At 35.2% G+C, this 24,531-nt stretch carries 24 protein-coding genes and 1 riboswitch; of the genes, 19 read left to right on the forward strand and 5 right to left on the reverse strand.

Annotation, left to right across the window (positions count from 1 at the left end; all coding sequences use genetic code 11):
• Positions 1–42 precede the first annotated feature (42 nt).
• The gene (gene glmS, locus NQ499_RS04175) at positions 43–1,842 is read right to left on the reverse strand and encodes a glutamine--fructose-6-phosphate transaminase (isomerizing) (RefSeq protein WP_040390035.1); all 1,800 of its coding nucleotides are present in this window, start codon (positions 1,840–1,842) and stop codon (positions 43–45) included.
• 349 nt (positions 1,843–2,191) lie between these two features.
• On the opposite strand from glmS, the gene NQ499_RS04180 reads away from it, so the two are divergent.
• Entirely contained in the window at positions 2,192–2,716 is a 525-nt protein-coding gene (locus NQ499_RS04180; RefSeq protein ID WP_006506247.1) for a hypothetical protein, read from the forward strand.
• Positions 2,717–2,758: 42 nt separating this feature from the next.
• On the opposite strand, the gene NQ499_RS04185 is transcribed toward NQ499_RS04180, so the two are convergent.
• On the reverse strand, positions 2,759–3,805 hold the full coding sequence (locus NQ499_RS04185; RefSeq protein WP_040389582.1) for an IS1/IS1595 family N-terminal zinc-binding domain-containing protein: 1,047 nt from the start codon (positions 3,803–3,805) through the stop codon (positions 2,759–2,761).
• A 173-nt stretch (positions 3,806–3,978) separates the two neighbouring features.
• On the opposite strand from NQ499_RS04185, the gene NQ499_RS04190 reads away from it, so the two are divergent.
• The 8 genes from NQ499_RS04190 to NQ499_RS04225 all read left to right on the forward strand — a co-directional run bounded on the left by NQ499_RS04190 (position 3,979) and on the right by NQ499_RS04225 (position 10,552).
• Entirely contained in the window at positions 3,979–4,674 is a 696-nt protein-coding gene (locus NQ499_RS04190) for an AzlC family ABC transporter permease (RefSeq protein WP_006507170.1), read from the forward strand.
• Complete coding sequence (locus NQ499_RS04195; RefSeq protein WP_006507169.1) at positions 4,671–4,976, forward strand: AzlD domain-containing protein; 306 nt, start codon at positions 4,671–4,673, stop codon at positions 4,974–4,976. Before NQ499_RS04190 ends, NQ499_RS04195 begins: the two co-directional genes overlap by 4 nt.
• Positions 4,977–5,455: 479 nt before the next feature.
• On the forward strand, positions 5,456–5,968 hold the full coding sequence (locus NQ499_RS04200; RefSeq protein WP_040390276.1) for a YcxB family protein: 513 nt from the start codon (positions 5,456–5,458) through the stop codon (positions 5,966–5,968).
• Between the two features lie 502 nt (positions 5,969–6,470).
• Positions 6,471–6,776 carry a hypothetical protein gene (locus NQ499_RS04205; RefSeq protein ID WP_202898498.1) on the forward strand — a complete coding sequence of 102 codons (306 nt, stop codon included), beginning with the start codon at positions 6,471–6,473 and terminating at the stop codon, positions 6,774–6,776.
• Positions 6,777–6,829: 53 nt separating this feature from the next.
• On the forward strand, positions 6,830–8,293 hold the full coding sequence (locus tag NQ499_RS04210) for a WD40/YVTN/BNR-like repeat-containing protein (RefSeq protein WP_040390275.1): 1,464 nt from the start codon (positions 6,830–6,832) through the stop codon (positions 8,291–8,293).
• A 43-nt stretch (positions 8,294–8,336) separates the two neighbouring features.
• Positions 8,337–8,843, forward strand: a complete 507-nt coding sequence (locus NQ499_RS04215; protein ID WP_006507163.1) for a GNAT family N-acetyltransferase — start codon at positions 8,337–8,339, stop codon at positions 8,841–8,843.
• A 231-nt stretch (positions 8,844–9,074) separates the two neighbouring features.
• The gene (locus NQ499_RS04220; protein WP_259848613.1) at positions 9,075–9,503 is read left to right on the forward strand and encodes an HTH domain-containing protein; all 429 of its coding nucleotides are present in this window, start codon (positions 9,075–9,077) and stop codon (positions 9,501–9,503) included.
• Between the two features lie 14 nt (positions 9,504–9,517).
• Positions 9,518–10,552 carry an IS3 family transposase gene (locus tag NQ499_RS04225; RefSeq protein WP_006507026.1) on the forward strand — a complete coding sequence of 345 codons (1,035 nt, stop codon included), beginning with the start codon at positions 9,518–9,520 and terminating at the stop codon, positions 10,550–10,552.
• Here NQ499_RS04225 and NQ499_RS04230 read toward each other — a convergent pair.
• Both NQ499_RS04230 and NQ499_RS04235 read right to left on the reverse strand, forming a co-directional pair.
• Positions 10,502–10,873 carry a hypothetical protein gene (locus tag NQ499_RS04230; protein ID WP_006507025.1) on the reverse strand — a complete coding sequence of 124 codons (372 nt, stop codon included), beginning with the start codon at positions 10,871–10,873 and terminating at the stop codon, positions 10,502–10,504. The two genes, NQ499_RS04225 and NQ499_RS04230, sit on opposite strands and share 51 nt — an antisense overlap.
• Before the next feature lie 175 nt (positions 10,874–11,048).
• Positions 11,049–12,692 carry an IS1182 family transposase gene (locus tag NQ499_RS04235; protein ID WP_259848614.1) on the reverse strand — a complete coding sequence of 548 codons (1,644 nt, stop codon included), beginning with the start codon at positions 12,690–12,692 and terminating at the stop codon, positions 11,049–11,051.
• A gap of 442 nt (positions 12,693–13,134) precedes the next feature.
• On the opposite strand from NQ499_RS04235, the gene NQ499_RS04240 reads away from it, so the two are divergent.
• Both NQ499_RS04240 and NQ499_RS04245 read left to right on the forward strand, forming a co-directional pair.
• Entirely contained in the window at positions 13,135–14,052 is a 918-nt protein-coding gene (locus tag NQ499_RS04240; RefSeq protein WP_006506930.1) for a hypothetical protein, read from the forward strand.
• Positions 14,053–14,108: 56 nt separating this feature from the next.
• The gene (locus NQ499_RS04245; protein WP_006506929.1) at positions 14,109–16,880 is read left to right on the forward strand and encodes a pectinesterase family protein; all 2,772 of its coding nucleotides are present in this window, start codon (positions 14,109–14,111) and stop codon (positions 16,878–16,880) included.
• Between the two features lie 446 nt (positions 16,881–17,326).
• On the opposite strand, the gene NQ499_RS04250 is transcribed toward NQ499_RS04245, so the two are convergent.
• The gene (locus tag NQ499_RS04250; RefSeq protein ID WP_006506928.1) at positions 17,327–18,517 is read right to left on the reverse strand and encodes an acetate/propionate family kinase; all 1,191 of its coding nucleotides are present in this window, start codon (positions 18,515–18,517) and stop codon (positions 17,327–17,329) included.
• Between the two features lie 99 nt (positions 18,518–18,616).
• A riboswitch (TPP riboswitch) is annotated at positions 18,617–18,718 on the forward strand.
• Positions 18,719–18,763: 45 nt separating this feature from the next.
• Here NQ499_RS04250 and NQ499_RS04255 point away from each other — a divergent pair.
• The 8 genes from NQ499_RS04255 (at position 18,764) to asnS (ending at position 24,507) form a co-directional block, all read left to right on the forward strand.
• Entirely contained in the window at positions 18,764–19,309 is a 546-nt protein-coding gene (locus NQ499_RS04255) for an energy-coupled thiamine transporter ThiT (protein WP_006506927.1), read from the forward strand.
• A gap of 140 nt (positions 19,310–19,449) precedes the next feature.
• Positions 19,450–20,013, forward strand: coding sequence for a DUF402 domain-containing protein (locus tag NQ499_RS04260; protein WP_006506926.1), 564 nt, complete (start codon positions 19,450–19,452; stop codon positions 20,011–20,013).
• Positions 19,994–20,440 (forward strand): tRNA (adenosine(37)-N6)-threonylcarbamoyltransferase complex ATPase subunit type 1 TsaE, encoded by a 447-nt coding sequence (gene tsaE, locus NQ499_RS04265; protein ID WP_006506925.1) that lies wholly within the window; start codon positions 19,994–19,996, stop codon positions 20,438–20,440. Before NQ499_RS04260 ends, tsaE begins: the two co-directional genes overlap by 20 nt.
• A complete protein-coding gene (gene tsaB, locus NQ499_RS04270) occupies positions 20,433–21,038 on the forward strand; it encodes a tRNA (adenosine(37)-N6)-threonylcarbamoyltransferase complex dimerization subunit type 1 TsaB (protein WP_006506924.1) in 606 nt (201 codons plus the stop codon). The genes tsaE and tsaB overlap by 8 nt, the downstream gene beginning before the upstream one ends.
• The gene (gene rimI, locus NQ499_RS04275; RefSeq protein WP_006506923.1) at positions 21,029–21,466 is read left to right on the forward strand and encodes a ribosomal protein S18-alanine N-acetyltransferase; all 438 of its coding nucleotides are present in this window, start codon (positions 21,029–21,031) and stop codon (positions 21,464–21,466) included. The genes tsaB and rimI overlap by 10 nt, the downstream gene beginning before the upstream one ends.
• The gene (gene tsaD / locus NQ499_RS04280; RefSeq protein WP_006506922.1) at positions 21,466–22,479 is read left to right on the forward strand and encodes a tRNA (adenosine(37)-N6)-threonylcarbamoyltransferase complex transferase subunit TsaD; all 1,014 of its coding nucleotides are present in this window, start codon (positions 21,466–21,468) and stop codon (positions 22,477–22,479) included. The genes rimI and tsaD overlap by 1 nt, the downstream gene beginning before the upstream one ends.
• The gene (locus tag NQ499_RS04285) at positions 22,472–23,116 is read left to right on the forward strand and encodes a redox-sensing transcriptional repressor Rex (protein ID WP_006506921.1); all 645 of its coding nucleotides are present in this window, start codon (positions 22,472–22,474) and stop codon (positions 23,114–23,116) included. The genes tsaD and NQ499_RS04285 overlap by 8 nt, the downstream gene beginning before the upstream one ends.
• A 5-nt stretch (positions 23,117–23,121) precedes the next feature.
• A complete protein-coding gene (asnS, locus tag NQ499_RS04290) occupies positions 23,122–24,507 on the forward strand; it encodes an asparagine--tRNA ligase (protein ID WP_006506920.1) in 1,386 nt (461 codons plus the stop codon).
• Positions 24,508–24,531 lie beyond the last annotated feature (24 nt).

The raw sequence follows: 24,531 nt of genomic DNA on the forward strand, positions 1-24,531 counted from the left end.
AGAAAAAACGAACGTAGTTCTCCGTTCGTTATTCGTTATTCGTTATTCTACAGTCACTGATTTAGCAAGGTTACGAGGTTTATCAACATCACAGCCTTTAATACATGCTGTATGGTATGCGATTAACTGTAATGGGATAGCAACAAGTACACTCTGTAATAAAGGATGAATATTAGGAAGATAATAAGTGTTTTCTACACCGCTGACTTCTTGTCCTTCAACAGTAAATAGAACGACTTCAGCACCTCTCGCAATTGTTTCCTGAATATTAGAGATAGTCTTTGCGGCAACATGAGGCTGAGTGGCAACTGCAATGACTACAGTTCCAGGTTCAATTAAGGCAATAGGACCATGTTTTAATTCACCGGCAATATAAGCATCAGCATGTACATAAGATACTTCTTTAAGCTTTAAAGCACCTTCTAGCACGCTGGCATAATCTAGACTTCTTCCGATAAAGTAGCAGTCATGTTTTTCTTTTAATAGCTTAGCATAGCTTTCGAATGTCTTTTCATCTTCAAGTAACTTAGAAACATATTCTGGAAGATTATTTAACTGTTCCATGAGATCAGTATTAATTGCATTGTCTCTCTTATTGGCAATATATAAGGCAATAAGTGTAAGTAATACTAACTGGGTTGTATAAGCTTTTGTAGAAGCAACTGCAATCTCAGGACCAGCACAAGTATAAAGTGTATACTGCGCATCTCTAGAAATAGTTGAACCTAATACATTAGTGACTGCAATTGTTGTACAGCCTTTTTCATTAGCAAGCTTTAATGCAGCAAGAGTATCAGCTGTTTCACCAGACTGAGATACAAAGATACATAAAGTCTTTTCATCAATAATTGGATCATTATAACGGAATTCACTGGCTACCTGTGTAAGAACTGGTAGACGAGTGGCACGTTCTAGAATAGAAGCTCCACATAATCCAGCATGATAAGCAGTACCACATGCAACATAATAAACCTTATTGAATTTATTAAAATCAACATCTTTTAATTCATCTAAAACAATAGAATCCTTGAAAATACGACCTCTTAATGTTTCCTGGATCACATGAGGCTGTTCATTGATTTCCTTTAACATATATGTATCGTAACCATTCTTCTGAGCCGCTTCCATATCATAAGGAATAGTAGTCATTTCTTTGGTGATTTCTTCACCATCTTTATTATAGAAAGTAATGCTGTCTTTCTTTAATACAGCCATTTCTAAATCATCTAGGAAATAAACATCTTTAGTATAAGCAAGTAAAGCAGGAATATCACTGGCTGCAACACTTGCATCTTCAGTACGTCCAATAACGAGTGGACTAGCCTTTTTAGCTACAACTACTTCATCAGGATGTTCTGTAGAAACAATACAAAGCGCATAACTTCCATCAATACAGTTTAATGTTTTCTTTACTGCTTCTAGAAGATCTCCTTCATAGAAATAGTCCAAACACATAACAACAACTTCTGAATCTGTTTCACTTTGGAATGAATAACCCTTTTCTAGCAAAATATCTTTTAATTCTCTATAGTTTTCAATAATACCGTTGTGTACAATAGAAAGAGTATTATCTGGATTTGTATGAGGATGTGAATTCAAGTTAGAAGGCACACCATGAGTTGCCCATCTTGTATGACCAATACCTACATGACCAGTCATATCATGATTTTTTAGCTTTTCTTCTAGGTTCTTTAAACGACCTTTACACTTAACAGTTGTAAGAGTGTTATTTAACACTGTTACACCTGCAGAGTCATATCCTCTGTATTCAAGTTTAGCAAGCCCCTGCATTAAAAAAGGTAGGGCTTCACCATTGCCGCAATAAGCTGTAATACCACACATAATCTTGTCCTCCTTGTTTTGTGGAATAAAAACGTTAAAACAAAGGAGTACCTGATGAAATCTGTTGGCTGATTGCTCAGTGTTTTTGTTCATCGTTTAGGCAGTACTATGCCTCTAGACCATCCGCCGAATAGTTCGATTAATCTAGTCCTCGTCAACTTATACAAGTCCTGGCGCTTTTTTTAATATCACTTTATCTTAACTGTGACTATTATATGCTTGATATGTGATAAATCAATCAATAATATTGATATTTTAAAAATATGAAAACGATATAAAACTTTATATACAAATTACAGAGAAAAATAGAAAATTTAAAAGTATATATAAGAGTAGGAGGGATATTTATATGAAAGAAGATTTAGAAGGGAATATTGAAGAACTCAAAAATTATTTGAATAAACTTGATGAGAGTGGCTTATATGATGCTGAGAAGTATTCACGTTCTTTACTGCATCAGACAAGTCAGTTATCTTATTTTTATTGTTCTTTAGTGAAGGATGGTTCTCCTTCAGACACTTATTATCATGTTCATAAGCGTCCTAAGGAACATCAGATGGCTTATTTTAATATTGGCAGGGGGTTTCCTAAAGAACTGATGGATGGCCATTGGTGCTATATCGTGAAAGATCTAGGTTATAAGATGCTGATCATACCTTGTACATCCATAAAAAAAGAATCATCACCATTGAATCCTCATTTTGAAAAAGATCTGACTGTTATAGATGATCATGGACTGATTACCCATTCAAGAATGCAGTTGACTGATTTACGTACAGTGGATATTCAGCGACTTGATTGTCGTAAGCCATTCTATACTGTATGCGATGATCGAGAAGAAATCAGAAATTTCATAATAGAACATCTATTTTAAATTTATTCGCTCAATTTAAGAAAATTGTTGCTTTGAGTAATCTTATTCAGCGAATATACCATAACGATATTCGTAATATGCTTCCTTAAGTGAAATAGGCATAGGTGTAGCTCTTACCATTTCATTACTGAAAGCCTCAGTATCCATCATCATTCTTAGAATCTCAGATGCCATTTCCTTTCTCTTGAATGTATACTTAGCCTGCTTCTTAAGAAGCAGGAAATCTAGATAACCTTGTATGTATCTGGTGCCAACGCCTCTTGTTGTCTGTATCATTGAGCTTACTTCTGTCATCATCTCATTGACAGCTCCTAATGATTTACCATCATCAGTAAGATATCTCTTCTCTAAAGGAGATGTCTTTATCTTATTGTTTACTGCTTCAAGATAGTTGGCAAACTGCTGTATGCTTGCCTTTGAATCTGATATGAACTCTTCCACATCCTTAAAGTAGTCTTTATTCGCTTTATATTTATCGAATGACTCACTTCCAAGACCTGATACCTGCATCATCATATGATCATTTTCATCTGTAGCACAGACAATGGCAACCTTGTGATGAGATATTCCTCTATATGCAGCCTGTTTACCTCTTTTCTTTGAGTATCTAGGCATATTTTGAGGACGTGTTCCCTTTAGGTTTATACTTTTATACTGTGTATCTATTTCAACTTCACCAGATAATTTCTGATGACCCATGATTTCAGATGCTGCATGATAAAGTTTATGACGCATATAGAAGCAGGTCGTCTTGCTTGTCTCTAAGACTTGAGCCTCACCCTCTAGAGGCATTTTATATAGTTCCAGTTCAATGAAGTGAAGCCACTGGTCCAAAGTAAAATGAGACCAGTAGAATAAGGTGTTGGTTCTATCACTAAAAGACTTGTGACAGTCAAGACAGATATATCTCTGATGTCTGTTCTTATCTTTTCCATTCTTCTTGAAATGGACTGAACCACATATAGGGCATGCCTTATGAGATGGATCAATGTCTTCATCATCCTGTTCATATAATGATTCGATAAGTTTATTTACATAATCCTTATCCTTAGATCTTAAATAGTTTTTTACCTGGTTTTCAGTTATCATAGCACTCACCTGACCTTTTAAGATCATTTTACAACTGTTCGAGAAATGATGATTTGAGTTAGGTGGCTATAAAGTAGAAAAATAGGCGTTAAGTTAAATTTAATGATCTAGTAGCAACATTTTTCATAAACTTAGCGAATTTATTTATGATATGATACTCGTGGTGATGAAATATGAATGAAATAATGAAAGGAATGAAGAGAAGTATTCCAATTGCACTTGGTTACTTTCCAGTTGCCTTTTCTTTTGGAGTATTATGTGTATCAAGTGGCTTGCCTCTTGGCTTGGCCACTTTTATATCTCTTACAAACTTAACAAGTTCAGGACAGTTTGCAGGAGTACAATTGATTTTATCTGATAGTACTTATCTAGAAATCGCAATAACACTATTATTGATCAATTTTAGATATTTCTTGATGAGTCTTTCTTTATCGCAGAAGATTGATGAGAAGATGAATACAGCTGAACGTATGATCATCTCTTTTGGAATTACAGATGAAACATTTGCGTTAGCCAGTCTGCAACCTGGTAAACTCACATTTAAGTTTATGCTAGGTTTTATCCTAACACCTATTATAGGATGGGTCGGAGGGACTCTTGCGGGAGAATTCATTATGGGCTTATTGCCTTTAGCCTTGCAGGGGGCTATGGGAATTGCCTTATACGGTATGTTCTTAGCTCTTATTGTCCCAGCAATGAAGGAGTCAATGCCAGTAACTATAGTGGTTCTCATTTCTATTGGAGTCCATACACTCTTTACTTATGTGCCATTATTTAATGTTATGAGTACTGGAGTACGCTTGATTAGTGCAACACTTATTGCAACATGTATGGGTGCCTGGTTATTTCCAAGGGAGGATGAAGCATGACAAGATATCAGATACTAGCTGTCTTAGTGATGGCACTTTTTACTTATCTACCTCGTTTTCTTCCTCTTACTTTCTTTAGAAAGAAGATTACATCTAAGTTCATCAATTCAGCTCTTTATTACCTGCCTTATGCAGTACTAGGGGCGTTGACTTTCCCAGGTGTCTTTAATTCTACGCCTAATTTAGTAGAATCATGTGCAGGTATTCTAGTTGCAATATTTTTTAGTTATAAAGGAAAAGGTCTTGTATTTGTGGCTGTAGCTGCCATACTTGCATCTTATATTGTGCAGTTTGTGATTTGAAAATTGGGAGTTTTATGGATGGCGGTAAAATGAGTTTAAGCCAAACAATTATTTATGGAATAGTTTTTTCTTTAATGTTTTTTCTATATGTAGTTTGTTTGCAAGACAGGGATATGTTTACATTAAATCCAAATAAAAAAAGCGTAGATGTTTGACCTATACAAAAGGAAAAATAGTAAGTGTAAGTGCTATGAGAATAAATAGAAGAAGTGCTTACTTTTACAATTATGAATATGAAGTTGATTATGAAATTATAACCATAGAAATTAATTTTGGAACGACATATCGCCAATTTAGAGAAGGTGACCTAGTCAAAATTTGATATGATAAAAGTAATAAGGAAGACATTGTTGCAGCTGTTATGTCACTTATTGCAGGAATAGTAGCTGTATTAATTGGACTATATGTTGGTATGTTTGTATGTTTTTGTTAGAAAAATCGGAATTTATAGAACTGTGAAAAGTAAAGGTGGTAATTTTATGGTTAAATATTGTATGAATTTAAGTGATGAAAAAAAAGAAGCTGCAATTAACATTGCTTTGGAAAGTAAAGGAAATGTTCGTAAGCGTAAGATAGCTGTTCCGCTTCTGATTATTTTGGGTATTGTTATTATTTTTAGTGGCATATTTTTAATTATAAATTCTGATATTTTTGGGTATGTCTATATGGTGATTGGAATAGTTAGTCTGCTTCTTGCGTTCAATGCAAAGTCTTTTCAAAAATTTGTATTGAAAAAAGCGGAGTTACGCTTAGATAAGTCTTTTCGTACTGGAATCGTAGAGTATCATTTTGACGCTGAAGGGATAGAAATAATTTCTCAGATTGGATATAGCAAAAATTATTGGACTGCATTTAAAGAGTACGGTACTATGGAACAGTATATATATGTTAAACGCAGAGATAATAAAATAATTTTGATAGATAAAAATGATTTGTCTACTGGTGAGTTAGAAGAATTGACTCAACTATTGTTAAATAATGTCAAAATGTAAATCCCAGTAGATGGGATGAATGACAGAGCAATAAAAAAGAATCTGGTGAGGCAATTTTGATACGGTAGATGATAAAATAATCAATAATATTATCAAAAAGAAATGCAAAGATATTTTTCCTGAAGAAGTATTCCAAAAGGGAACATCTAGAGTTTATTATGATGATAATGGCTATTATTTAACACAGATTGAATTCCAACCATATTCTTTGAAAAGAGGTTTTTTTCTCAATATTGGTTTATCATTTCTTTTTAATAAAGAAAATACCCTGACATTGTGAGTATCATTAAAATGAGTGACTTATATAACATTAGTCTTGATCATCTGTTAAAGGAGGAAAAGTCTATGTCTGATTATCTTGAAGAAAGTACCAATACGGTAAGAAGTAAAAATAAACGGTTTATGATTATTTTGTTTGCAACTTATCTCGGAATTTAGGCGATTTCATTTATAACGTTTTGTTTTTTTTATCAGTGGGACTGACTCAATGGGATATAGCATTATGTTTCAGTGGGTGCCTCTTCCGGTTGCAACATTTGTGATTTCTCTGCTGATTGGAAAAAATAATTACATGGGAAGGTGGAAATGTTTTTTTTCGATTGTATTTGGCATTATGTATATGCTTGCGGAGTATGCGACTTTTAGCACCGCAAATATGATTAGTTTTGATAAAATTAATATGCCACAATTTGACCTAATACTGATAGGAAAAATTATTTCTCAGGTTGGATTAGTAGTAGGTACTTTTATTAATTATGTAAAATCCAAAGATAGAAAGTACCCATACAACTTTCAGCTTGCGAACTGAAAAATTAGAAGTTGTATGAGTGATAAAATAGGAAATATATGAGGAGGATAAAATTGAAAACAATTCATGCATTTATCGGAAAAATAGGAATTGCATTTTATTTTCTGTTTTTATATCAGGCATGGAAGATATGCCAGTATGGAGGCGTAAGGAGAAACCTGCCAATACTGCTTCTTGCAGTCGTCGGGGGCATAATTTGTGCGGTTCTCTTGTTGTGTTCAGGTAGGAAGAAGCGAGAGAAGGAAATAAAGGGCAAAAAGAATGCACTCTTTATAGCAGAAATCATAGTAGTACTGCTTGTTACTGGGTATTTTGGTGTGCGTATTGTTTACGCTGCGATTCCTTATAATGGGAGGCTTTCTTGGGAAATCGATGAGTTCCTACACAAAAAAGAGATCGATTTTGTTCATACCAATTTCCTCGAGGACGGAGTAGAAGGGATTTTTACAGATTTGGACAAGGCGCTTGATCTGCCTGAGAAACTCTATATTACAAAAAGTTTTACACTGTCATTTGATGAACATGGAGAAATTAGCAAGCTTGATACCTTTTTATACGGAAAAGATGAGAAAGGAACGACAAAAACTTACCTGATTTCATATGACAAAGCAAAGAACGAAAAAATTACTGTCTGGGTTGATGGGGAGGCGAATACGAATTACAACAGCGATATGCAGTTGAATCCGATGCTTCAAATTTTAAAAACAGCGGATTACAAAGAACGTGTAGCGGCATGGGCTTCTCTTTATGAAGCGCAGCAGTATGAAATTCTGTATTATGGAAGAAGATCTTTTTCAACTGCGGAAGGTTTAGTCATTGTGGATGGAGAAGAAGGTGTACTTTCACAACTGCAAAGTGGAGGAGAAGTACTTGGATTTGAGGTGTCTTTGCATATGCCGGAACAGGATGGAACTATGCCTGTGCGCTATATAAGTAATCCAGAGTATATCAGTCCTGATATGATAAGTGCAGCAGAGGAAGACGCACAGATTGAGGAAGCAAAGAAGGAAGATGCATGGACAACAGATTCGTCCGATGGTTCTATGTACTTCTTTTTAGATGGAAATCAGGGTTGGCGCTTAGCTGTTGTAGATGCAGCAGCTGGAAGTAGATTTTATCAATTAGAACATACCACAGACGGTGGAACCAACTGGGAAACAGCTAGCACAGATCCATTTCAGGGAAATGGAGGCGTAGCGGAAGGACTAATTTTCTATGATGGCAATTTCGGTGTTGCGGGCTTGTCAGGAGCATCCCAGACACATTCGACACTTTACCTTACAAGAGATGGTGGTCTAACATTTACTGCCGTGCAGCTCCCGATGGATACTGTAACAGAGCTTCCAAAGACCGCACAAGAATACGGTCTTACATTGGATGATTATTCTTATTGTGAGATGCCTGAAAAAGAAGGTGATATCTTCACAATCCGGGTTTTGAGTGCAGCCGGAGAATCGGATGCGATTCTGTTTGAGTCAAAGGACAATGGCGAGACATGGACTTATATAGGTTCATGAAGGGGTAACTGTTAGGTAACTTTGAATTTGATGGGGTGATAAAATGGATTTTAGATTAGCTGGTATGCAGGATTTGCTACAGTTAAAAGATGTGTATAAACAAATTATTAAAAACATGGATGAACAGGATATTCAAATTTGGGATGACATTTATCCTTGCGAATTTTTTGAAGAAGATATAAAAAATAATCAACTCTATGTTTTACTTAATAATGGCGAAATAGTGTCAGCTTTTGTTTTGTGTAAAACAAACACAGGAGAAAATGCAGTTAAATGGAAAGAAAATCACGCAGAAGCTTTTTACATTGATCGATTAGGTGTCAATGGTAAATATTTGAAAAAAGGGATAGGTGGTCTAATGCTTGATAAAGCAAAGGAAGTGGCTAAAACTTTTGGTGCTGAATACCTAAGACTTTTTGTAGTAGATGTAAATATACCAGCTACTCAACTATATGAAAAAAACGGATTTTTAAAAGCTGACGGTGTATATGATGAAGCATTTGATGATGGATTTGTACTGCATGAGTTTGGCTATGAAATAAAACTCTAATAGGTGTTACAAATTACAGTCTGTTGAAGGGGGCTGTAACGAATAGATAGTATTTACTACTACCTTGAGCGTTACAGCTCTTTTTCGTATATTGCCACCTAAAAAGGTTATTCACTATTTAAAATGGACCCTGTAAAAAGGACACGATAAAAAAGGATATTTATTTCGTGACCCTGTTTTACAGGGTTTTTATTTTGCATAGTATAATGATTATAGAATGGTGGTGTTATTATGGGAGTAAACTATTTTAGTGATGAACAAGTAAAGGAACTCGAAAAGAATCCATATGTAAAGAAAGTATCTATCAAAAGCATAACCTATTCAGAAAAATTCAAAGAACTCTTCTGGATTGATTTACAGAAAGGCATGATGCCTGGAAACATATTTAGAAAGTATGGATTTGATCCTCATATGTTAGAATCTAGTCGAACTCTCAAGTTCACAGATCGTGTAAGGAAAGAAGCAGCAAGGGAAGAAGGATTCAAGGATACCAGAGGCACAAAATCCGGAAGACCTTCTACAAAGAATCTTACCATTGAGGAACAGCTAGAAAGGCTTAAGCAGAAAAATAAAATTCTCCAGCAGGAGAACGATTTTTTAAAAAGAGTGAGATTTATCAACAGAAAGCAAATATTAAAACTGCAGAAGGGCAAACAATAAGAGAAAAATATAAAATGATAGATAGAACTCTTGAATCACCTAGTAATAATCTGAGTGTCTCAGCATTATGTGATACTGCAGGTGTTTCAAGAAGTGGGTTCTATTCATGGAAGAAACGAAAAGGTTCCATAAGCGAAAAAGAAGAACAAGACCGTAAGGATTTTGAACTGATTTTAGAAGCATACAGGTTCAAAGGATATGACAAGGGCAGACGTGGTATTCATATGCGTCTTCTTCACATGGGCATTGTGATGAACCATAAAAAGATTTCAAGACTGATGAAGAAATACGGACTATTCTGTCCAATAAGAAAAGCCAATCCTGCAAGAAGAATGGCTAAGGCAATGAAAACATCAAATTATGCAGATAATATTCTAAACAGACACTTCGAGGAATATGGTCCTGGATATGTGCTTGAAACAGATATTACTTATCTATTCTACGGTCACAAAAGATCTAAAGCCTATCTATCGGTGATAAAGGATGGATTTACAAAGCAGATTCTTGCATATGTATTATCACCGTCTTTAGAAGTAGACTTTGTCCTGGAGACAATCAATCAGCTTTACAGTAAACATAAGCATAATATTCACACTGATGCTTTGATACACAGTGATCAGGGTGTGCATTATACAAGTGTCAAGTTTATTGACTTACTCAAGAGCCTGGAAATCAGACAGTCAATGTCAAGAAGAGGAAACTGCTGGGACAACGCTCCCCAGGAATCCTTCTTCGGACATATGAAAGATGAGATAGGTAGATATACAGAGAATGCCTGCTCATATGAAGAACTAAAGGAAATAATAGATTCCTATATGGTTTATTACAACAATGATCGTTATCAGTACAATCTGGCCAAACTTTCACCAAATGAATATTTTGAATATTATATAACTGGTGAATACCCACTAATTCATGTCGCAAAGGAGCCTGATGAATATAAGGAAAAATTCAGACAGATAAGAAATAATCTTGATAGAAACTCAACGCTCGAGAAATTAGTAGCTATCCTTCAAAGAATAACTCATTTCAAACAGTCCATCAGGTAGTCTGCGTAAATGACTTCTGATTATATCTATATCATTATTACTTAATGATGCAAAGCCAAAATCATCCATCTTAGTGAATATAACAGTGCCATTAAAATAACCGTCAGCATCATCTGGAAATGATCTGTAAACAATAGTATGACCAGTATCATATACACTTAAATCCTTTACAAGAAGATAGACTGATGGATCATCATCAAATATATAATCTCGGTAGTCAAATACACCAAGTTCATTTCTTATGACTTCCTTCATTCTATCTGTTTCCAATACACATAAAACTCCATCTTTAATAATTACATATTTACATAGTTTACACATAAAAATATCCTCCTGGTTAATTACACCTAGAGGATATCTTTATTTCTAATCATTTTTAAGCGCCTTTTTATTTAATGTCCTTGACTCGGGGTCCACATTAATTGCATGGTGAATAACCTTTTCATATTTCAGACACACTTAAAAAGAACCTGCTCAATTCTTAAAAAAATTTTTATCAGCAGATAAACAATCTGAGCATCTCCTCGACCTGTTTCATCTGGTTTTCTTCTGTTTCCTTGATTTTCTTCTTCAGTTTCTGGTATTTCCTGATATTATGCCCCATTGAAACAAGGTAGATCTCCATCTGAACATTGTCATGTCCTCTTCTGTAGAGTCTGTCATAACCCATATTCTCCTTAAGATCACCAAAAGTTCCTTCTGCTTCATTATCTCTCTTGAACATGAGCTTCTTTCCTTCTTCACTGGTGACATTTTTTCTTACTTCCTTATGAAACTCATCAAGTTCCTTGCAGTAGTTTATGCTTCTTCCAATTCTGGATTTAGTGCATCTTGATCTGAATGGACAGCCTTCACAGTGATGATTTATTAGTTTTATATTACTACGTGCATATACGCCCCTTGTATCAGTAGTTACCTTATCCACCTCGAACTCATGACCAGCAGGACATATATACCCACCATCTTCTGTTCTCTCAAAATGAGAAACTCTGAATCTATTCTTATCATTTGTCTTCTTCGATTCTTCATAATATCCTGGATACTTCATAAACAGCTCAATACCGTTTTCCCTGCAGTACATATAGTTATCATAGCTACCATAACCTGCATCAGCAGGTGTCTTTAAAGGAAGCTTGCCATACATAAGCTTATACTTCTCCATGAAGGGAATATATGTCTGAATATCAGAACAGTCACTGCTTACGTAAATGTTTCTGATGAAGCCATCACTCACGCCTACCTGGACATTGTATCCAGGCTTGAAAACGTTAGTATGATTATAATAGTCATACTTCATGTGCATGAATGTTGCATCAGGGTCTGTCTTGGAACAACTGTTTCTGTCACCAAGCATATCAAAATGCAGTGCATATTCAAAAAGTTTCATCGCTTCTTTCGCTAGCTCATCATAAAGCTTCTGAATCTCGCTCTTTCTGCATCCTTTTCCATGAACGAACTCTATTCCATTGTCCTTCATGTAAATCTCTATTTTATCTGTAACTCTCAATAGATAATCAATATTAGGCTCTCTAAGAATGGAGTATCTGCAGTTGATATTCTGTTCCTTAAAGAACTTATTGATTCTCTTGATAGTATCATTACACTTCTTCCACTGTCTTTCCCTATGTCTGACAGTATTTTTTCTCCATATGAATGTGTTCTTGTTGGCATTGGCTTCATACTTAGTACCGTCAATGCATAATATATCTGTATCGATAGGAAGTTCATCCTCCATGATTCTATTCATTTCATAGAATATCTCTTCAACGGACATAATGAGATCATCATGGATGAATCTCTGAAATGCCTGATGAGAAGGCTTCTGATTCTGTGCGATGAACATATATCTGATGTCAGTTCTGCATAGTTCTGCAAGCTTTCTTGTAGATGCATAACCATTATCCGCAAAAGCAAGCAGAAGCAGTCTGAGCATCATGAGACCATCATACCCGTGAGAATTTCTATGAGTGAAGTCAACAAACTTATTTATATCTATCCTTTCCGTAACTTCAATCACAGCTCTTAAAATATCATCAGCAGGTATATCTTTTTCAAAAGAAATATTAAAATCTAGTAGCGCATATGTCTGATATGCCGTATAATCTTGTTGGTGTATCATAGCAAATAAAATATACCACAAAAGACGGACCTCAGTCCGTCTTTTGCTTTTTATGAAACTATAATGAGTTATTTATCCGTTACAGCCTCTTTTCTTTGAGATTTTTTTCCTTCTATTATGAAATTTAGTGCATATTAATGTCTTTTTAGAAAATATAATTGCAAGAATTTGTGAATAAGGAATATTATGAATAGCAAGTACAGTGTGCATGGTACAGTATTATTTTAAGGCAGTTGAATATTTTTATTAATGGTGAATTGGGAATTAATGACTATAGGTGCACACGTTTTTATTTGTACTATTAGTTCACCTAGGTAAAAATTATATTGACCTTAGAATTTACGAGACAAATATTGGGGAATGGTATAACCAGTATATATTTTACTGTTTATATAAAAGGGGTAGTGTATGAATGCGCTATTGAGATTTTGCACTATCTAAATTTTTACAAGGGAGGAAAGAAATGGGAACAAGCCAAAAAGTAAAAAAGTTTCTTGCGTTTTTACTTACTACAGTGCTTACAGAAGGATTACTTCAGTTTGCACCGGGTGTAAGAACTAACGTAGAAGCAGCAAATGTGCCCGAAGCAGGGCATAGCTATACCTTGAACTTTACTACACTTTCGGGTGTAACAAAGCTCAATGGATATACGTCTGATGATGGTATATTCAAGGTAGTGTCAGATACTGACAAAGCGTACTGGCATGATGGACAGCATGGTGCAGCATTATATAACGGAGATAAAATCGAAGTGAAAGTTGCTGGAAATGCGGATATCCAATTAGGTCTTTGTGGTTATGGTAATGCGACAGCATTTACAGTGACAGATGAAGCGGGTAAAGAAATCGGTTCTACATCTGGCAAGGGTACACAGGATGGCGCAGGTGAAAAGGTATCTTATAGCGGAGATGCCACTACACTTACTATCACATGTTCTGCAAATGCTGAAGCATATCTTCATTCAGTGACAGTTTCTAACTATGCGAAAGAAGGCAAGGCAGAAAACTTCACTATGATGCTTGATAACATCGCTAAGAAAGGTGTTGTTGCAACAGGTGATTATAAATATGGTGACAGTGTTCTAACTTTAGTAGGACAAGGTAGTACACAGTATACTGCAAAAACTGGTAAAACAGTTAAAGTGAATGGCAAGGAATATAACAGCTATACAGCAGGTAAGAGACATGCAAGTAGCGATAACATGTCAACTATTCCTCAAGCAGGAGATGGAACATTAACTAAGTTCACTCCAGCTGCTAAGGGTATGATGACAGTTTATTTTAATTCTGTATCATCTTTAAGAGTATATGATTTTAATTCAGGAGATGGTTCTAAGGTAGGCTCTACATTAACTGAAAAGGGAGTTACTTCATATTATTAACTGAAAAGGGAGTTACTTCATATTCATTTGCAGTCGCTCCAGGACATACATATGTTATGTCTACTACAAGTGCAACTGATAACTTATTCTATGCAGGTTATAAGTATGTTGTAGATAAGACTGTCAGTGTGCCGGTTAAGTTCAACAATGTAAATGCTAACTTATATGATTCTTTTGAAATTAAAGCAGTAGATACTGAACTAAGCAATCGTTCAGTTAAGTTAGTCGATGGTGCTAATGTAAACCTTCTTGAAGGACATACATATAGACTATCAACAAACGATACGAGTGTAAAAGCACTTGTTGGTGACAGTTATACATTTACAGCAACAGCTAATACACTAGTTGTATCTCTTTATGATGTACCAGATGCAACTGTCAAAGGTACTATTACAGGTACACCTGCAGGTACTGTTAAAGAATTAACATTTGAAAATATGTTTAATGGTTTAAAGTATACAGCTACAATCACAGGTAGCACATATACATGCTTATTAAAACCAGGTGAATATAAAACACAAGTTGAAACAACTAATGGTGGTGTGACATCTGATAGAGTTTCTGTTAAGGCAGAAGGTACAACAGTAAACGAAGTTTATGTTGAACTTCCAGAAAAAGGAGCTGAAGCTATTCCGTTCAAGAGTGAAATCAGCGTTCCTGGAGATTATGATTCATTAAACAAAGCATCAGAAGCTATTTTACATATGCAGAATAGACCAGAAGGAGAAGCAGGAAGAGTTACAATTAATCTTACTTCTGATTTATCTGAACAGACAGTTATGAATGCACCATACGTAACACTTAAAGGTAATGGTCATACTGTTTCATGGTATTATGGTGTTGGTACATTATATTATTCAGTTGATCCTGCAACAGGACTTTATAATGAAGTACTGGCAAGAGACAAGTATTCATATGCTGAAGCAAATGCTAATCTTTGGGGTGGTGTATTTATTGTAAAAGGTAATAACTTCATTGCTGAAGATACAACATTCAAGAATACATACAACTATGAACTTACAGAAGCAGAAAAAACTGATATTGCAGGTTCTACACTTTCAGTAAATAGACTTGCGCCAAATGCTGATGTAACAAAGTATGCTTATAAAGAAAGATCTAACGCATTCTATATTGATGCAGATAATATTGAATGCTATAACTGTAAGATTCTTTCATCACAGGATACATTAGGTAGAAATGGTTCAAAAAACTGCAATTATCATACATATTTTAATAATTGTGTGATTGGCGGTAATGTTGACTATATCTGTGGTGAATTCTCAGCAGTATTTGATAATTGTGAATTGCAGTGGAAGACATATAAGGATGATGCTTCTAACAATGCAAAAGTTGGTTATATTACAGCCGCTAAGACAAGCCCATATGTATTTAGAAATTGTAATGTTACAACAGATGGTGTTGGCACAGGTGTTGTAGGATACTATGGTAGAACATGGGGCGCTTCTTCAAATAGTACATTTATCCAGACTCAGACTAATGGCCTCATTAATGCTGAAGGATGGAGAGAAATGAGTGCTGGAGATGGTCAAACAGCAGTATTTAAAGAATATGGTAACTTATCAGGTGAAACACCATTTGTTACAAATGGTAAATTCTGCTTGGCTGCCAATCAGACTGCAGAAGCTGTAGCTGATTATATTGATACAGACGCTAATAGTGCAATTAAAACAGTACTTAATGGTTGGAAACCTGTTCATTATGGTAATGCAGTAAAACCAGGAGATAAAGATGATCCAACAGTTACACCAAAGTCAGGACTTATGTATGAAAATAACCATTTTGTCTATTATTCAGATGGAGAAGTAAACAAAGAATTTAAAGGACTCGCTGAGTATGAAGGTGAAAAGTATTATGTACAGAATGGGACTGTAGATACAAAGCTAACTGATGTAGTCTATATTGATGGTACTTGGTATTATATTGATAAAGGTCGCTTGAACGAAGAAACAAGGGATGTTATTTATCATTGTGGTGGATGGTACTTTGTAGAGAATGGTACAATTGACTGGACTTATACAGGTGTAGTAGAACATTGTGGTGGCTACTTCTATGTTGAAAAAGGTCAGATTAACTGGAACTATACAGGTGCATGTAAAACAGATGGTGTTTTATACTACATTCGTAAAGGCTCTCTTGATACGAATAAGAATGGTTTAACATATGTTGATGGAACATGGTTCTTATTAGAAAAAGGTAAATTAAAGACTGATTATACTGGTTTAGTTCAGTATGAAGGTAGATGGTACTATGTTGAGAATAGTATTCTTAATTGGAACTATACGGGTCTAACAAAGTACTATAGTACATGGTATATGGTAGTGAATGGACAGTTAGACTGGAAATTCAATGATGTTACTTATTACTTTGGTACTTGGTACTATGTAAAGAATGGTGTTCTTGATTGGAATTATACAGGTTTAACACAACATTGTGGTACTTGGTATTATGTAGACCATGGTAGAATCAATTGGGATTATACAGGTCTAACAAAGTATTATGGTACATGGTATATGGTTGTGAATGGACAGCTAGATTGGAATTTCACTAATCTAACTAAATACTATAACACTTGGTATTATGTAGAAAATGGTAAGCTAAACTGGAACTATACTGATTTATTCCAGTACTTTGGTACATGGTATTGTATTAGAGGCGGTGTTCTTGATTGGAACTATACAGGTTTAGCCTATCATGCAGGTGGTTATTACTATATTGATCATGGTGTATTAGATTGGAATTATTCTGGTTATGCCCAGGTGAACAATAAAGGAACTTACTATAAAGTAGTGAATGGTAAACGTGTTTAGAAGAGTGCTTAGGCACTCAATGGTATTAAGTTAAGCGACTAAATACCAAAAACCTCTTTGATTTTAAAATCAGAGAGGCTTTTTTATTTTTCACCAAGTTTAAGAAAAATATTGCTACTAGATTATCAAATTTAGCTTAACATCAGATTTTCTAATTCTTAAGAAACTGGAAAAGTATACATTCAAGATAAAGAAAATGGCATCTGTGATTCTTAGAACGATTGTGGATACAGAAATCTTCAATATCTAAATTGTATGAGCTATGCCCATTTCAATTCAGGAAGCATATTACGAGTATTGTTATGGCTTTTTTGAATAAGTTAACCTCAAGCAAAAATTTACTTAAAAAGAGCGATTAAATATAAAAATAAGTAAAAAAGTCCTCCAGGTGTATGAATACCTGGAGGACATTTTTGTTAATCTTTAGAGAAGACTGAAATAGTTTATTATAAGTTTAATAATTCTTTTGTATCTCTTGCAATCACTAATTCTTCATCAGTTGGTACTACAAATACTTTAATTTTAGATTCAGGTGCAGAAATTAATCTTTCACCATGACCTTCTACATTAGCCTTATCATCTAATACGATGCCTAATGCTTCTTTTACTAGATCAATAATTGCTTCTCTTGCGATAAAGCTGTTTTCACCAATACCAGCTGTGAATGAAATTGCATCAACATGTCCAAGTTCTACAAAATAAGAACCAATATAATCAGCAACACGTTTTCTAAACATATCAAAAGCTAATTTTGCTCTTTGGTTACCTGCATCCTTTGCATCAATGATATCTCTCATATCACCAGATACACCAGATACACCTAATAAACCAGATTCCTTATTTAACATCTTGAATACAGTCTTCATATCATATCCAAGATTTTCAATTAAGTGGTCAACAACTGATGCATCAATATCACCAGAACGAGTTGCCATCATAACACCAGCAAGAGGTGTAAGACCCATTGAAGTATCAATAGATTTACCATCCTTTACAGCACAAAGTGAAGCACCTGCACCTAAATGACATACAATAATATTAGCATGTTCAGGATTACCTAATAATTCCTGAGTACGCTTTGAAACATAGTAATGAGAAGTACCATGTGCACCATATTTTCTAATCTTGTTTTCTTCATAGAACTTATATGGGATAGGGTAAACTGCATTTTCAGGCTTAATAGAGTGATGGAATGCTGTATCAAATACTACAACAGCACCTGCAGTAGGAATAGCTTCCTTAAATGCATTGATACCGATAATATGTGCAGGGTTATGAAGTGGTGCAAGTGGTGATAATTCATCAATCTTAGCGATCACATCATCATCTACAACACAAGAACTATCGAAATAAGGACCACCCTGTACGACACGATGACCAATACCTTTGATTTCATCTAAACGTTCAACAATCTTCTTTTCAATTAATGTATCAAGTAATACCTGTACAGCTTCCTTGTGAGTAGGAACTGCAAAAATCTTCTTGTCTTTAGTACCATTGTACTTGATAGTGAAGATTGAATCTTCCATACCGATTCTTTCAATAATACCAGAAGTGATAACACTTTCAGTATCCATTTCAAATAACTGGAATTTCAATGAAGAACTTCCACAGTTAACTGCTAAAACTTTTGACATGCTTATATCCTCCTAAACACCCCTATTATAAACAGAAACCCCTAACATTTCTACTATAAATTTAGATTACGTGACAAAAAGAATGTTCTGTAATATAATCATTGCTGCCAGGGGCGCATTTATTGCTGAGATAGGTGAAAGCCTTGTCCCTTAGCATCTGATCTGGGTAATACCAGCGTAGAGAGGCCGTACTTTTTTAGTGACTTCTTTGCGTCACCTTAGTCATTGGAAAGGGGAGATTTATAAATGAATAAGAAGACATTATCCACTCGAGCAATTGCTTATGTTGCGTTATTTATCGCTATGCAGTTAGTTCTAGAAGTACTATTTAAGGTGGTTCCAGGACAGCCAGAAGGTGGTTCTATTACTTTAAGTTTATTGCCAATCGTACTTGCAAGTTATTTGATGGGTGCACAGTATGGAATTATTGTCGGTGTTGGTGCCACTGTTATGCAGTTTGTATTAGGTCTTGCTTTATATTATGGACCTTGGTCTGTTGTATTAGACTATCTTGTGCCATTATCAGCACTTGGTATTGCAGGCTTTATTCCTAATTTTAAATTAGGTAAGACTGAAGTTTATACAGGTATTTTTGTAGGAATGATCCTTAAGTTCATTTCACATTTATTATCTGGTGCTGTAGTATTTGTAAGCTATGTACCTAAGAACATGAACCCTTGGGTTTATTCATTCTTATACAACATTGGTTATAATGCAGGTACACTTATTTTGACTTATGTAGTATTTGCACTTATTTATCCAAAACTTAAGAAAGCATTTAAGGCTATTTAACAGTGGGAAACCACTGTTTTTTTACTTTTAACACAAAACGATAACTTAAAAAGGCTTTATTTAGGAAAAAACAGGTGAGGTTTATGTACATTTCACCTGTTTTTTGCTATGATATTCGATAGGTTGAAAGAGGTTTGATTATGAAGAATTCATTAGTGGGGCAGGATGTGCTCATCCATTGCTATAAACATGACGGTAAACCACATCGTACGTGGTCACGCTGTAAGATATTAGAAGAAACAGACCGCCATTTTATTGGTATAAATAATAATACATTAGTTACAGAATCAGATGGTCGTTCCTGGGTCACTAAAGAACCCGCTATCTGTTATTTTCCTAAGGATAGATGGTATAATGTAATCTGTATGATTAGAAGTGATGGTATCTATTATTATTGTAATATTGCTTCTCCTATATTATATGATGGAGAAGCACTTAAATATATTGATTATGATCTCGATTTAAAGGTATGGCCTGGTTATCGTTATAAGGTATTAGATGAAGGTGAATATGCGGCTCATCGTATTAAATATCAATATTCAGATGAATTAGATGAGATATTCCATGAACAGCTCAATCGTTTGATTGTGATGACGATGAATGCATCTGGTCCTTTTCGTGCAGGATTTGCCCAGGAGTGGTATAATAAGTATCAGCAGATGATGAAAAATAGAGGAACTAAAAATGATAAACTTAAAAAATGAAGCTGAAATGATTGCTTTTGGTAAACGTATTGGAGAAACAATCTTTCCCCATTCTATTATCACATTAACAGGGGATCTAGGGGCTGGTAAGACAACATTCACAAAAGGAATAGGGCAGGGACTTGAAATCAAGAAAATTATCAATTCTCCTACTTTTACTATTGTGAAGGTTTATTCTGGACGTATGACCCTTTATCATTTTGATGCATATCGCCTAGAAGGGGCAGATGATGATTTGGGATTTGAAGAGATGTTTGAAGATGATGGCTTATGTGTGATTGAATGGCCACAGTTTATTGAAGACATTATTCCAGAAGAAAGATTAGAAATTGAAATAATAAAGAATGAAGATGAAACACGTTCTTTAAAGCTTCATCCTATTGGTGAAAAATATGAGAACTATGTGAGGGAGGTTACACATGATTAGTTTAGTGATGGATACATCAAATAGTTATTTAGCTGTAGGCTTATTTCAGGATAATATGTGTCTAGAAGCCTTCCAGGAAAAAGGTTCTAGAAGACAATCAGAAAAAGCAATTCCTACATTAAAGGAAGTACTTGATCGTCATCATATTGCATTAAAGGATGTGAATGAGATGATTATTACATCCGGACCTGGCTCTTATACAGGTGTCAGAGTCGCAATGACTATCGCAAAGACACTTGCTGCAGTGTCTGATGTGAGAATTAAATCAGTCAGTTCTTTAGCTGCTTATGCTGGTATGAGTCAAGCATTAAGTGTTATTGATGCAAGAGGACATAAGGTCTTTGTTGGTGTTTATGAAAATGGTCTTCCTTTAATTAAGGAACAGGTCGTGGCTTTAGAAGACTTTGCCCAGTTACGTGCTGAATATGGAGACTTTGAACTTGTAGGTGAAATAGGCTGTCTAGGGTTAGATGAAAAAGAATGTGATCTTTGTGCTAATATCTATGCATTAGGACAGATGGCTGATCCAATTGAGAATGTTGATTTATTAGTGCCAACTTATATTAAAGATGTTGAGGCTAAGAAAGCATGTTATTAAGAGAAATGCAGGAAGAAGATCTTGATGAGATTGAAAGACTAGAAGGGTTATTATTTAGCCCTGCATGGTCTAAAGAAGATTTTCTTCATGAACTAAAAACAAATGATTATGCTCATTACTATGTTCTTGTAGATGACAAAATTGTTGGTTATGCAGGATTCTGGTATGCTTATGAAAACTGTGAACTGACTACAATTGGTATTGATCCAAATTATCAAGGAAAAGGCTTTTCTAAGGTATTGATGGATTATGGATTAAAAGAAGGACATAATAAGGGGTGTATTAATTATAGTTTAGAAGTGCGTGTATCGAATGAACGTGCGATTTGTTTATATAAGAAGTATGGCTATGAGATATGTGCTATACGTAAAGATTATTATGCAGACCATGAGGATGCTTATCTCATGGTAAGAAAGGAGGAAAAATAATGGCTGTTATTCTAGCTATTGAATCAAGCTGTGATGAAATGAGTGTTGCAATCCTAAAGGATGGAAAAGAGTTATTAAGTCATGTTGTTGCATCACAGATTGATATCCATAAACAATATGGTGGGGTTGTTCCTGAAATTGCCAGCCGTAAACATGTTGAATGTGTCAGCACTGTTTTAAAGGAAGCATTAAAACAGGCAGAAATCTCTTTAGAGGAGATTGATGCAATTGCAGTCACAAAAGGACCAGGACTTGTAGGTTCTTTACATGTTGGTATGCAGGAAGCCAAAACATTGGCTATTTATTTAAACAAGCCACTTATTGGTGTACATCATATTGCGGGGCATATTTATGCTAATGAACTAGTGAATGATATTGAATATCCTGCAATGGCTCTTGTTGTTTCAGGAGGACATACAGAACTTGTTTATATGAAAAAGGAATTCTCTTTTGAGGTCATCGGCACAACATTTGATGATGCAATTGGTGAAGCCTATGACAAGGTAGGACGTGTTCTACATCTTCCATATCCTGGAGGACCTGTTTTAGACAAAATGGCGCATGAGGGAACTCATAGCTATACACTTCCAAAACCACTTGATGATGGAAGCTATAACTTCAGCTTCAGTGGCTTAAAGAGCGCTGTCATCAACTTAAAGCATAATGCAGACCAAAGAGGAGAAGAAATCAATGGCAATGACTTAGCATGTTCATTCCAGGATGTGGCTATGGATACGATTGCTTCTAAAGCCCTAGCTGCTGCTCATGATCTTGGTGTAAAGCAGATTATTGTAGCAGGTGGTGTGAGTGCAAACAAAGGTCTCAGAGAAAAAATGAGTACAAGTGATATTCCTGTTATTTTTCCACCATTGAAGTATTGTACAGATAATGCCGCAATGATTGCATCTGCTGCAAGTATCATGTATAAATACAATATGTTTGCCCCTTTGGACTTATCTGTTAAGCCAGATTATGACTTAGAGGCAGAAAGTGTAGGAGACAACTATGAGTAGTGAAAAGAAACAGAAAATTTCACGTGCGACGATGACACGTTTTCCTGTTTATTTGAAGGCTTTAAGAGTTATGGGACATGAAGGTAAAGAGAACTTCTTATCGAGTGAACTTGCGGAAGTTACTCATATCCAGGATACGACTATCCGTCGTGACTTTGGCTTTTTGCCTCAGAAGAATACACTTGGCAAACGAGGTTATGGTTATGATACAAAAGAGATGATTGAAACACTCAGTGACTTCTTAGGTTTAGGACTTGATGAACCAATTATTTTGATTGGTGTAGGCAACTTGGGATCAGCTATTTTGAAATATAACCGCTGGAAATATACAGTTGGACAGATTGTCTGTGCTTATGATAAGGATGCTAATATTGAAGGTGAACGTTTTGGTGTCAAGATTCATAAGAGTGATGATTTGGAAAAAACATTCCCTAAGGACTGTAAGATTGCGATTCTTGCGATTTCTGATAATGTTCAGGAAATGGTGGATCGCTTAGTTGCATTAGGGATTAAAGGCATTGTAGACTTCACCCACTCTCATTTTATTGTGCCTCAGGGAGTAGAGGTACAGAATGTGGATGTTGTTGTCGCAATACAAGAATTAGAATTAAAGATGAAATCAAATACAAAGGAGTAAGAAGGATGTTTGAATTTATGACAGTAAGAGAACTTTATGAAATCTGTCGTGCAGATAACGCTGTAGAAACAGATAACGTAGAGTATGTTGAATTAGAAGGATGGGTAAGAACAAATAGAGATAGTGGTAAACTAGGATTCATCGCATTAAATGATGGTTCTTATTTTAGAAATTGTCAGGTTGTTTATTTAGAAGAAAAATTAAAGAACTTCGATGAAGTTTCACATATCGCAACTGGTTCAGCTATTCATGTACTAGGTAAGTTAAAATTAACACCTGATGCAAAGCAGCCATTTGAAGTAGAAGCCACTGAAATCATTCTTGAAGGTGACTGTGATAGTGATTACCCATTACAGAAGAAGAGACACTCTTTTGAATTTATGAGAGAAATCCCTCATTTAAGACCAAGAGCAAATTCATTCTACGCCATCTTCAGATTAAGATCTGTATTATCTATGGCTATTCATGAATTCTTCCAGGATCAGGGATTCGTCTATGTACATACACCAATCATCACATCTAACGATGGTGAAGGTGCTGGAGAAATGTTTAGAGTAACAACTATTGATGATACTGATTTCTCTAAGGATTTCTTTGAAAAAGAAGCCTACTTAACAGTAACTGGACAGTTACATGTAGAAGCATTCGCTATGGCATTTAGAGATGTTTATACTTTCGGACCAGCATTCAGAGCTGAAAACTCAAATACATCAAGACATGCGAGTGAATTCTGGATGGTAGAACCAGAAATCGCATTTGCGGACCTTGAAGATGATATGTGTTTAATTGAAGAAATGGTTAAATACTGTATTCAGTACTGCTTAGATAATGCTCCAGAAGAAATGAAATTCTTTGAACAGATGGTTGACCATGACTGTATCAACCGTATCACAAAGGTTAGAGATTCTCACTTTGCACGTATGACCTATACAGAAGCTATTGATCATTTATTAAAGGCTGATGTGAAGTTTGATAACAAGGTTGAATGGGGTATTGATTTAAATGCTGAACATGAACGTTATATCTGTGAAGAAGTTGTAGGTGGTCCTGTATTCTTAACAGATTATCCAAAAGAAATCAAAGCATTCTATATGCGTTTAAATGATGACAACAAGACAGTTGCAGCATGTGACTTATTAGTACCAGGCATCGGTGAATTAGTTGGTGGTTCACAGAGAGAAGAACGTTATGATGTTCTAGAAAAGCTAATGGATGAAAAGGGCATGAATAAAGAAACACTACAGTGGTATATGGATTTACGCCGCTTTGGTGGATGTAAGCATGCTGGATTCGGTTTAGGTTTTGACCGTTTCTTAATGTATTTAACTGGTATGGCTAACATCAGAGATGTAGAACCATTCCCACGTACACCACGTAACTTGAAATTCTAAAAGACCACATATGTGGTCTTTTTT

The organism is Catenibacterium mitsuokai, assembly GCF_025148785.1.
Lineage (GTDB): Bacteria > Bacillota_I > Bacilli_A > Erysipelotrichales > Coprobacillaceae > Catenibacterium > Catenibacterium mitsuoka.

Bases quoted from the DNA above. Each gene is read 5' to 3' on its own strand.
- NQ499_RS04200 (WP_040390276.1), top strand. From the start codon at position 5,456: ATGGTTAAATATTGTATGAATTTAAGTGATGAAAAAAAAGAAGCTGCA.
- NQ499_RS04215 (WP_006507163.1), top strand. From the start codon at position 8,337: ATGGATTTTAGATTAGCTGGTATGCAGGATTTGCTACAGTTAAAAGAT.
- NQ499_RS04255 (WP_006506927.1), top strand. From the start codon at position 18,764: ATGAATAAGAAGACATTATCCACTCGAGCAATTGCTTATGTTGCGTTA.
- tsaB (WP_006506924.1), top strand. From the start codon at position 20,433: ATGATTAGTTTAGTGATGGATACATCAAATAGTTATTTAGCTGTAGGC.
- glmS (WP_040390035.1), bottom strand. From the start codon at position 1,842: ATGTGTGGTATTACAGCTTATTGCGGCAATGGTGAAGCCCTACCTTTT.
- NQ499_RS04190 (WP_006507170.1), top strand. From the start codon at position 3,979: ATGAATGAAATAATGAAAGGAATGAAGAGAAGTATTCCAATTGCACTT.
- NQ499_RS04230 (WP_006507025.1), bottom strand. From the start codon at position 10,873: ATGTGTAAACTATGTAAATATGTAATTATTAAAGATGGAGTTTTATGT.
- NQ499_RS04225 (WP_006507026.1), top strand. From the start codon at position 9,518: ATGATAGATAGAACTCTTGAATCACCTAGTAATAATCTGAGTGTCTCA.
- NQ499_RS04240 (WP_006506930.1), top strand. From the start codon at position 13,135: ATGGGAACAAGCCAAAAAGTAAAAAAGTTTCTTGCGTTTTTACTTACT.
- tsaE (WP_006506925.1), top strand. From the start codon at position 19,994: ATGATAAACTTAAAAAATGAAGCTGAAATGATTGCTTTTGGTAAACGT.
- NQ499_RS04205 (WP_202898498.1), top strand. From the start codon at position 6,471: ATGTTTCAGTGGGTGCCTCTTCCGGTTGCAACATTTGTGATTTCTCTG.
- NQ499_RS04260 (WP_006506926.1), top strand. From the start codon at position 19,450: ATGAAGAATTCATTAGTGGGGCAGGATGTGCTCATCCATTGCTATAAA.
- NQ499_RS04250 (WP_006506928.1), bottom strand. From the start codon at position 18,517: ATGTCAAAAGTTTTAGCAGTTAACTGTGGAAGTTCTTCATTGAAATTC.
- NQ499_RS04185 (WP_040389582.1), bottom strand. From the start codon at position 3,805: ATGATAACTGAAAACCAGGTAAAAAACTATTTAAGATCTAAGGATAAG.
- rimI (WP_006506923.1), top strand. From the start codon at position 21,029: ATGTTATTAAGAGAAATGCAGGAAGAAGATCTTGATGAGATTGAAAGA.
- asnS (WP_006506920.1), top strand. From the start codon at position 23,122: ATGTTTGAATTTATGACAGTAAGAGAACTTTATGAAATCTGTCGTGCA.
- NQ499_RS04285 (WP_006506921.1), top strand. From the start codon at position 22,472: ATGAGTAGTGAAAAGAAACAGAAAATTTCACGTGCGACGATGACACGT.
- NQ499_RS04245 (WP_006506929.1), top strand. From the start codon at position 14,109: ATGTCTACTACAAGTGCAACTGATAACTTATTCTATGCAGGTTATAAG.
- NQ499_RS04195 (WP_006507169.1), top strand. From the start codon at position 4,671: ATGACAAGATATCAGATACTAGCTGTCTTAGTGATGGCACTTTTTACT.
- NQ499_RS04180 (WP_006506247.1), top strand. From the start codon at position 2,192: ATGAAAGAAGATTTAGAAGGGAATATTGAAGAACTCAAAAATTATTTG.
- tsaD (WP_006506922.1), top strand. From the start codon at position 21,466: ATGGCTGTTATTCTAGCTATTGAATCAAGCTGTGATGAAATGAGTGTT.
- NQ499_RS04220 (WP_259848613.1), top strand. From the start codon at position 9,075: ATGGGAGTAAACTATTTTAGTGATGAACAAGTAAAGGAACTCGAAAAG.